This window comes from Acidithiobacillus sp. TH-A36 (assembly GCF_057473445.1).
On record NZ_JBYCKP010000222.1, the window covers coordinates 1 to 7,999 of the forward strand.

Sequence of the window (7,999 nt, forward strand, 5' to 3'; positions counted from 1 at the left end):
ACCAGTGAGCCCTGGGTCAAAAGCCAGCTGTTTGCCGGCATGGATGTGTTGCTGGAGATAGACTGGCAGGGCGCGCGTCAGGTCCGTGAACGTTTACCCGGACAGGCGGTCAGCATTTTTATTCTGCCGCCTTCACTGGACACGCTGGAAACCCGTTTGCGGGGGCGCGCCCAGGATTCGGATGAAGTCATTGCGCGGCGCGTGGCGGCAGCCCGTGAAGAGTTGCTGCATTATGACGAATTTGATTATCTGGTGGTGAATGACCAGTTTGAAACGGCGCTGGCAGATTTACGCAGCATTGTACACGCGGAACATCTGCGTCTGGGTAGCCAACAGCACGCCCAGCATCAGCGTCTGAAACATCTTTTGGGTATGATTCATTAACTCTGGAATAAGGTAAGTAGAAATGGCGAGAGTAACTGTTGAGGATTGTCTGGAAAATGTCACCAATCGTTTTGAACTGACCCTGGTGGCGGCGCGTCGTGCCCGGCAGCTGGCTTCTGGAGCTATAGCCGGAGTGGAAGCGGGACGGGACAAGAATACCGTAGTGGCCCTTCGCGAAGTGGCGGCAGGCTTGGTAACCCGTTCCATTCTGGATGAGCAGATGCCGCCCCCCATGCCCAATTTTCCGGGCGCAGCGGGTCGCGATTTAGCGGGAGCAGAGGATGCCTCGGGCGTCTGAATCGGCGGAAGCGGTTTCCGTCCCGGTATTGCCTTTGGCATCCGGGGTTGGTGAAGTATTGCGGCTACCACCGGTTAAGCCGGCACTGGATGATCCCTGTGCGCCTTTGCGGGCGTTATTGCAGCAGTACATGACTCCAGAAGAAGTGGCTCGGGTCCGGGAAGCCTATGAACTGGCACTGGCAGCGCATGGCGAGCAAACCCGTCGCAGTGGTGAGCCCTATATCCATCATCCGGTAGCGGTGGCCTGTATCCTGGCGGAATTGCAGCTGGATATATTTACCGTGCAGGCGGCCTTGCTGCATGATGTCATTGAAGATTGTGGCATCAGCAAGGAAGGTCTCGGCGAGCGTTTTGGCCCGGAAGTCGCGGAAATGGTCGATGGCGTCAGCAAGCTCGGTCAGGTCCGTTTCGAAACCCGGGAAGAAGCCCAGGCCGAAAACTTCCGCAAAATGTTTCTGGCCATGTCCCGGGATATTCGGGTAGTGCTGATCAAGCTGGCCGATCGTCTGCACAACATGCGGACGATGGGAGTCATGACCCCGGAAAAAAGACGGCGCATTTCCCGTGAAACCCTCGATATTTATGCCCCGATTGCCCAGCGTCTGGGTATTCATGCCATTCGTATTGAGCTCGAAGAACTGGCCTTTTCCCATCTTTACCCCAAGCGCTGGCATACGCTCAACGAAGCCGTCAAGGCGGCTCGTGGCCATCGCAAGGAAGCCGTCCAGAAAATCGAACAAGCTTTGCTGGACCGTCTGCATCAGGAGGGTTTTGAGGCTCAGGTCAGCGGCCGTGAGAAGCATGTTTACAGCATTTACAGCAAGATGCAAAAAAAAGGGATGGCTTTTAGTTCCATTCTGGATTTGCACGCCTTTCGGGTGATTGTGACGGATGTGGACACCTGCTATCGCGTGTTGGGCATCATTCACAGCTTATATCGACCGATTCCCGGGCGCTTCAAGGACTATATTGCAATTCCCAAGTCCAACGGCTATCAGTCTCTACACACGGTGTTGCTGGGGCCTTTCGGGCACCCTGTAGAAGTCCAGATTCGTACGGAAGATATGCACCGGGTGGCGGAAGCCGGTGTGGCTGCCCACTGGCTTTACAAAACCGGGATGAATCATGCTCATGCCGAAACCCAGGCCCGGGCCTGGCTGCAGCGTTTGCTGGAGTTGCAGACCCAGGGCGGCGACTCTCAGGAGTTCCTCGAAAGTGTCAAGCTCGATCTTTTTCCTGATGAGGTGTATGTATTTACGCCCAAAGGAAAAATTCTCAGCCTGCCGCGTGGCGCCACGGCCGTTGATTTTGCCTATGCCGTACATACGGATATTGGGAATCAGGCAGTGGCAGCCCGTGTCAATGATATGTATGTGCCCCTGCGCAGTCCTCTGAACAATGGCGACAAGGTGGATATTGTCACTGCCACTTCGGCGCATCCGCAGCCTGGCTGGCTGGACGTGGTGGTTACTGCCAAGGCCCGAAGCAGTGTCAGGGCTTATCTCAAAACCATTCAACGCGAAGATGCGGAAGCACTTGGCCGCAATCTGCTGGAGAAAGCGCTGCAGAGCCTGGGTGGAAATTATCAACAGTTGGCTGCGGCGGATTGGCAGCGCGTTCTGGGCACTTTCAATGTTCAGGAGGAAGGCCAGTTGCTGGCGGCCATTGGGATGGGTGAAGTGTTTCCGCTGGTCGTGGCCCATAAATTGTTGCCGGAAGAAGATGACCGGGGACGTCTGGCGCAAACCGCGCGGCGTCTGGGGCAGGCGGTAAGTCAACTGCTGCCCAGCCGCCTGAATCGCGAGGTGGCGGTGAAAAAACCGCTGCTGATTCGCGGCACTGAAGGTTTGCCGGTGACACTGGCGCGTTGCTGCCGGCCGATCCCGGGCGATCCGATTTTGGGCTTTATCAGCGCAGGCAAAGGGGTGGTGGTGCATACCCACGATTGTCATAACATTCGCGAATGGCGCAAGCGTCGTGACCGTTGGGTGGATGTGCAGTGGGACCCCGATGCCCATGGCGATTTCCCGGTGACTATCCGGGTAGTGGCAGAAAGTGCCCGGGGCGTTCTGGCCCGCATTGCCACCCTCATTTCCGATGAAGATTCCAACATTGATCATGTGGATATTGAGCCCCAGGATGGACTCTATACCGGAATCACCTTTACCATATTAGCCCATGACCGGGATCATCTGGCGAAAATCATGCGCAGTTTGCGGAGTTTGCCCATGGTGTCACGGGTACAGCGGGTCAAGAACTAATCCAAGGAGAAAACATGCCGACACCAGTACACAGTGATGCAGCACCCCAGGCTATTGGCGCATACAGTCAGGCGATGACCCATGACGGCCTGCTCTACCTGTCGGGACAAATACCGCTGGACCCTGGCACCGGACAGATGGTGGAAGGGGATTTTTCACTGCAGATACGACGGGTGCTGGACAATCTCAAGGCGGTTTGTGCGGCTGCTGGCACAGATTTGCAACAGGCCATCAAATTGCAGGTTTTTCTGACGGATCTCAGCAATTTTGCAGCAGTTAACCAGGCTTTGGAGGCGGAGTTTGCGCAGCCCTATCCAGCCCGTGCGGTGGTACAGGTTGCGGCACTGCCCCGGGGTGCCCAGGTGGAAATTGACGGTATTGTCGCCTTGGGCAAATCGGACTGATATGGAGCGCGCCGAACTTCTGGCCCAGCCGATGCGGGTTTTGCTGCAGGAACATCCGGTGCTGGTATCGTTGCTGGAAGAGCGGGGTATTCATTGTGGTGAATGTTTTATTGCTGATCGCGAAACCCTGGCCGGGGTGGCGCGGATGCATGCGGTAGATCTTAACGAAATCCTGAACGAATGGGCCCATCGCGAGGCTCTGCCGCACAGCGACTGAGCAGGTGCCTGTTTCCTCTTCTCTCTATCTGCAAAGTTCGGTTTCGGCGCTGCGGGGTGTTGGTCCGGCACTGGTTCAGCGCTTGCAGCGCATGGATATCTGGCGGGTCCAGGATGTGCTTTTCCATCTGCCCAGCCGTTACCAGGACCGGCGCCATCTTTTGCCCATCGGGACACTGTTGCCTGAACAGGAAGCTGCGGTGCTGGGCGAGATTACCCAGGTGGAACACTTGCGTGGGCGTCGCGATCAGTGGCTGGTCACCCTCAGTGACGGTACCGGACAACTGTACATCCGCCTTTTTCACATGCTCGCGCCGATGCGTGCCCAATGGCAGAAAGGCAGGCGCTTATGGTGTTTCGGGGAAACCCGTGCGGGTTACCAGGGTCTGGAAATGGTGCATCCTGAGTGGCAGATGGCCGACCAGCCACACTTTCAGGCGCCTACCCACCTGACCCCTTTTTATCCCAGTACCCAGGGCATTACCCAGGCACAATGGCGGCGCTGGGTTGCCCAGGCACTGACCCTGGTGGATCAACTCCCCGATTATCTGGCGAAATATTTAGGTCCGGCGTGGCCACCCCTGGGTGAGGGCCTGCGGCTTTTGCACGAAAGTGCAGAAGAAGTGCCGACGCCTGCGCATCCCGCCTGGCAGCGTCTGGCCTTGGAAGAATTGCTCGCCAATCATCTGGCTATTCGCTCTGCCCGTACGGCCGGTGATGAAACGGGTGCTCCGGTCATAAAGGCCAGTGGGAGTCTCTGGACGGCGTTTCTGAAACGACTGCCTTTTGCACCGACTGTCGCACAGCAGCGGGTCATTGCGGAAATTAACCAGAATATGGCTCAGGCCCGGCCCATGCGGCGTTTGTTGCAAGGTGATGTGGGCTCCGGCAAAACGCTGGTGGCCGCAGCGGCCGCATTGACAGCCGTGGAGCAAAATTATCAGGTAGCGCTGATGGCACCGACGGAAATCCTTGCCGAACAATTGTATGACCGTTTTGTGGAATGGTTGACACCCCTTGGTATTCAGGTGGGTTTTCTGGTGGGCGGGCTTGGTCAGAAAGCCCGCCGCGAAGTCCTGGAAAATTTACACAATCAACGCATCCAGATTGTCGTTGGAACCCAGGCACTTTTTCAGGATGAAGTAAAATTTGCCGGACTGGGTCTGGTGATTATTGATGAACAACATCGCTTTGGCGTGGATCAGCGCCGGCAGTTGCTGGAAAAGGGAACCATTCCTCATCTTCTGGTGATGACGGCAACGCCTATCCCCCGGACTTTGGCGATGACGGTCCATGCAGACCTGGATTTGTCGATTATTGACGCACTGCCGCCGGGACGCAGTCCCGTAGAAACCCTGGTTGTTGCCGATACCCGGCGGGCAGAGTTGATGACCCGCATGCAGCACCGACTGGCTGAAGGAGATCAGATTTACTGGGTTTGTCCACTCATTGAAGAATCCGAGATTCTGGCGCTGCAGGCAGCAGAAACCAGTTATGCCGATTTGCAGGCAGCCTTGCCGGAAGTGGCCATCGCTCTGGTACATGGACGCCTGCCTGCCGCCGAAAAGGCTCGGGTCATGGCAGATTTCAAGGCCGGGAAAACCCGGATTCTGGTGGCGACTACGGTCATTGAGGTCGGTGTGGACGTGCCCAATGCCAGTCTGATGGTGATTGAGCATGCGGAACGGATGGGCCTCGCGCAACTCCATCAGTTGCGCGGCAGGGTAGGGCGTGGTCAACGGCAAAGTAGTTGCATACTCCTTTATCATCCGCCTTTGGGGGGAAAAGCCCGGGCGCGCCTGCAGGTCATGCGTGACAGTCGCGATGGCTTTGTGATTGCCCGCAAAGACCTGCAATTACGCGGCCCTGGCGAGTATCTGGGCACGCGGCAAACCGGATTGCTGCAGATGCGGGTGGCAGACATGATGCGTGATGAAGCGCTGCTGGCCGAATTGCCACGTCTCGCCACACAATTGCTGCACGAAAATCCAGAAGCCGTGCAGGCTCTGATTCAGCGCTGGTTGGGTAATCGTCTGGATTACAGCCAGGTGGGTTAAGTGAAAACATGCCGATTATCATGGACTTTGATGATCTGTCTCGGGTATATTATGAAAGCATTAAAACGAAAATACCAAGGAAGCAGGTGCATGGGTAATTTAAGAAAATGGTGGTGGCTGCTGGGCTTGTTTGTTCTGTGGGGTCTGGACGGGTGTGCTCCCCATATTTCTGCGCCGCCCGTGCATTCTGTGGCCTATTATGCGGCGCAAATCAAGGCGCCAGTCATTACCCCTGTGGCTCCGGTGGTATCGCCGACAGTTTCTGCGCTGGCGCAGCAGCAACCCGTGCGGATAGTGGTCTCAACCACGGCGCATCTGCTGCGGATTTATCGGGGAGAGACGCTCCTGGCTACTTACCCTGTGGCCATTGGCTTTAACGGTTCGGCACTGCGTCGTACCCGTGGCGATGATGTCACGCCGGTTGGTCATTATCATATTGGCTGGATTCTCCACGGCACCCAGTATGGCCCTTTCATGGGACTCACCTATCCCAACAAGGAAAATGCCGAGTGGGGATTGCAGGAGGGTATTATTACCCATAGCCAGTATCGCGCGATTGTGGACGCCATTGATGCCGGTCAGACTCCACCTCAAAATACCCCGTTGGGCGGCGAAATAGGCATTCATGGTATGGGTCCGCAGTTTTCTGATGATCCTGAAAGCAAGGTGTTTCCAGGTCGCTGGACGGCGGGTTGCGTAGCCTTGTCCAACTGGAATGCGCAACAAATTGCGGCGCTGGTACAGGTCGGTACGCCGGTAGAAATTATTGGTGAGGTGAAGGGTTATCAACGTAATTTTGACCCGAAAGCAGAACTGGCATGGTCGCAGTATCAGCACCGCAAGATGGGCAGTGTTGATAAATCCCATAGCACGGCCAAGCACTTAAGCTCCGTCAAATACGCCCGGAATCCAGGTGCAAAAAAGTCTTCCGCTTCTTCCCCTGAAACAGATATGGACGTGCTTCTGGCCAGGCTGGGAAAAAATCAGTAACGCACGGTAGCCTAAGGAACTCTAGTGTGCGAGCTTCTGGCTGAGTTGTTGGGCGGCTTCCATACAATCACCCAGGGCGACACCGTCACTCCAGTTGGCGCGGAAATACAATCCAGGAATCTGCCGGGTCATTTTGGCGATGCGTTCCAGGCGCGCCAGGTGGCCTAATTCATATTGGGGGATGGCTTCCGGCCAGTTTTGACAGCGACTGAAGCTGGGTTCTCCTACTATGCCCAAAATGGGCCGGATTTCGTGTAAAACGGTCTGGAGAAGGTCGCTGTCACTGCGACCCCGCAAAGGATTCTGGCTGCCGCCAATGAAGGCCGTCATCAGCACCTGCTCTGGAGCTGCGCGATCTGGAAACAGCGTGGAGGAGAACAGGACGCCCAGGGTTTCCAGGCCCATTGTACGGGGAATCAGCATGCCGAAACCATCCAGGGGATGCGCAACGCTGCTGCGCGGGAATCCCAGAGAAAGCGTAGTGACTGCTGGATAGCTGATGGCTTTCAGTTCTGCCGCCAGGGTTGGCTGCAGCGTTGCCAGCAGGGTCGCTGCTTTATGGGCAGGCAGGGCCAGAATGATTTTTTCACTCCGCCAGCTTTGCTGTTGACTGAATACTTCCCAGGTTCCGTCCTCGTGTTGTTGCAGTAGATCTACCGGCGTGTTGCACTGCAGGGGTTCCTCCAGCCGTTCCGCCATGCGCAGGGGTAAGGCCTGCAGGCCATTACGGAAGGAAATCAGACGCGGCTTGGTGTTTTTGGGGTTCTTCCGGCCAGCAACTGCGGCCATGAATAGCGAACCATGTTCCTTTTCCATTTTGACCAGGCGCGGAAAAGTAGCGGCTACCGCCAGTCGTTCCGGATCCCCGGCAAATACTCCCGAAACAAAAGGATCAACCAGCCAGGTAAGTACTTCCGGGCCCAGGCGGCGGCGTACAAATCCGGCGATGCTTTCTTCCGCTGAGGACTTGCCTCGCCCGCGAAAAGCTTCGCTGAGGAGGCGCAGGCGACCTTGCAGGGAGAGTAACTTTCCGCTGAATAGTACCCCCGGTCCGAGCGGGACCAGTTGGCGCTTGCGATTGAGTATATAGCGCCTCTTAGCCAGAGAGTTGGCTTCGACGATTTCCTGTTGCAGTTGGAGTGACTCAATCAGTGCCGGAACCACCTGACCTTTGATCATCAGCGAATTTGGTCCTGCATCCCGCAGAAAACCATTTTCTTTGATGCTCAGGAGATTGCCCCCCACTTGGGGTGCTGCTTCCAGCAGGCGTGACTGCACGCCCTGTTGCTGCAAAAAATAGGCACTGGCGAGACCGGAAAGGCCGCCACCGATAATGATGACTTTATCCAAGGGGTTTATTCCTTGCCCAGATAGTAAGGGCTTTGCA

At 56.3% G+C, this 7,999-nt stretch carries 7 protein-coding genes and 1 pseudogene; 7 read left to right on the forward strand and 1 reads right to left on the reverse strand.

The genetic code is table 11. The features are described 5' to 3' along the window. The 7 genes and pseudogenes from AC2VLY_RS05780 to AC2VLY_RS05810 form a co-directional block, all read left to right on the forward strand. Window positions 1-384, forward strand: a pseudogene (locus tag AC2VLY_RS05780) (guanylate kinase); the annotation flags it as partial. A 22-nt stretch (window positions 385-406) separates the two neighbouring features. Further along, window positions 407-682: a DNA-directed RNA polymerase subunit omega gene (gene rpoZ, locus AC2VLY_RS05785; RefSeq protein WP_193651037.1), complete on the forward strand. Its 276-nt coding sequence runs from the start codon at window positions 407-409 to the stop codon at window positions 680-682. Continuing rightward, window positions 666-2,945, forward strand: a complete 2,280-nt coding sequence (locus tag AC2VLY_RS05790; RefSeq protein ID WP_193651038.1) for a RelA/SpoT family protein — start codon at window positions 666-668, stop codon at window positions 2,943-2,945. The genes rpoZ and AC2VLY_RS05790 overlap by 17 nt, the downstream gene beginning before the upstream one ends. 14 nt (window positions 2,946-2,959) lie before the next feature. Next, window positions 2,960-3,349 (forward strand): Rid family detoxifying hydrolase, encoded by a 390-nt coding sequence (locus AC2VLY_RS05795; RefSeq protein ID WP_193651039.1) that lies wholly within the window; start codon window positions 2,960-2,962, stop codon window positions 3,347-3,349. Between the two features lies 1 nt (window position 3,350). Further along, complete coding sequence (locus AC2VLY_RS05800; RefSeq protein WP_193651040.1) at window positions 3,351-3,566, forward strand: DUF1858 domain-containing protein; 216 nt, start codon at window positions 3,351-3,353, stop codon at window positions 3,564-3,566. 4 nt (window positions 3,567-3,570) lie between these two features. Beyond that, window positions 3,571-5,622 (forward strand): ATP-dependent DNA helicase RecG, encoded by a 2,052-nt coding sequence (recG, locus tag AC2VLY_RS05805; protein WP_486921922.1) that lies wholly within the window; start codon window positions 3,571-3,573, stop codon window positions 5,620-5,622. A 90-nt stretch (window positions 5,623-5,712) separates the two neighbouring features. Then, window positions 5,713-6,612, forward strand: a complete 900-nt coding sequence (locus tag AC2VLY_RS05810) for a L,D-transpeptidase family protein (RefSeq protein WP_193651042.1) — start codon at window positions 5,713-5,715, stop codon at window positions 6,610-6,612. A gap of 21 nt (window positions 6,613-6,633) precedes the next feature. Here AC2VLY_RS05810 and hemG read toward each other — a convergent pair. Further along, the coding region (gene hemG / locus AC2VLY_RS05815) for a protoporphyrinogen oxidase (RefSeq protein ID WP_486921923.1) at window positions 6,634-7,999 on the reverse strand (1,366 nt) is incomplete at its 5' end.

Bases quoted from the DNA above. Each gene is read 5' to 3' on its own strand.
- rpoZ (WP_193651037.1), top strand. From the start codon at position 407: ATGGCGAGAGTAACTGTTGAGGATTGTCTGGAAAATGTCACCAATCGT.
- AC2VLY_RS05795 (WP_193651039.1), top strand. From the start codon at position 2,960: ATGCCGACACCAGTACACAGTGATGCAGCACCCCAGGCTATTGGCGCA.
- AC2VLY_RS05810 (WP_193651042.1), top strand. From the start codon at position 5,713: ATGGGTAATTTAAGAAAATGGTGGTGGCTGCTGGGCTTGTTTGTTCTG.
- AC2VLY_RS05800 (WP_193651040.1), top strand. From the start codon at position 3,351: ATGGAGCGCGCCGAACTTCTGGCCCAGCCGATGCGGGTTTTGCTGCAG.
- AC2VLY_RS05790 (WP_193651038.1), top strand. From the start codon at position 666: ATGCCTCGGGCGTCTGAATCGGCGGAAGCGGTTTCCGTCCCGGTATTG.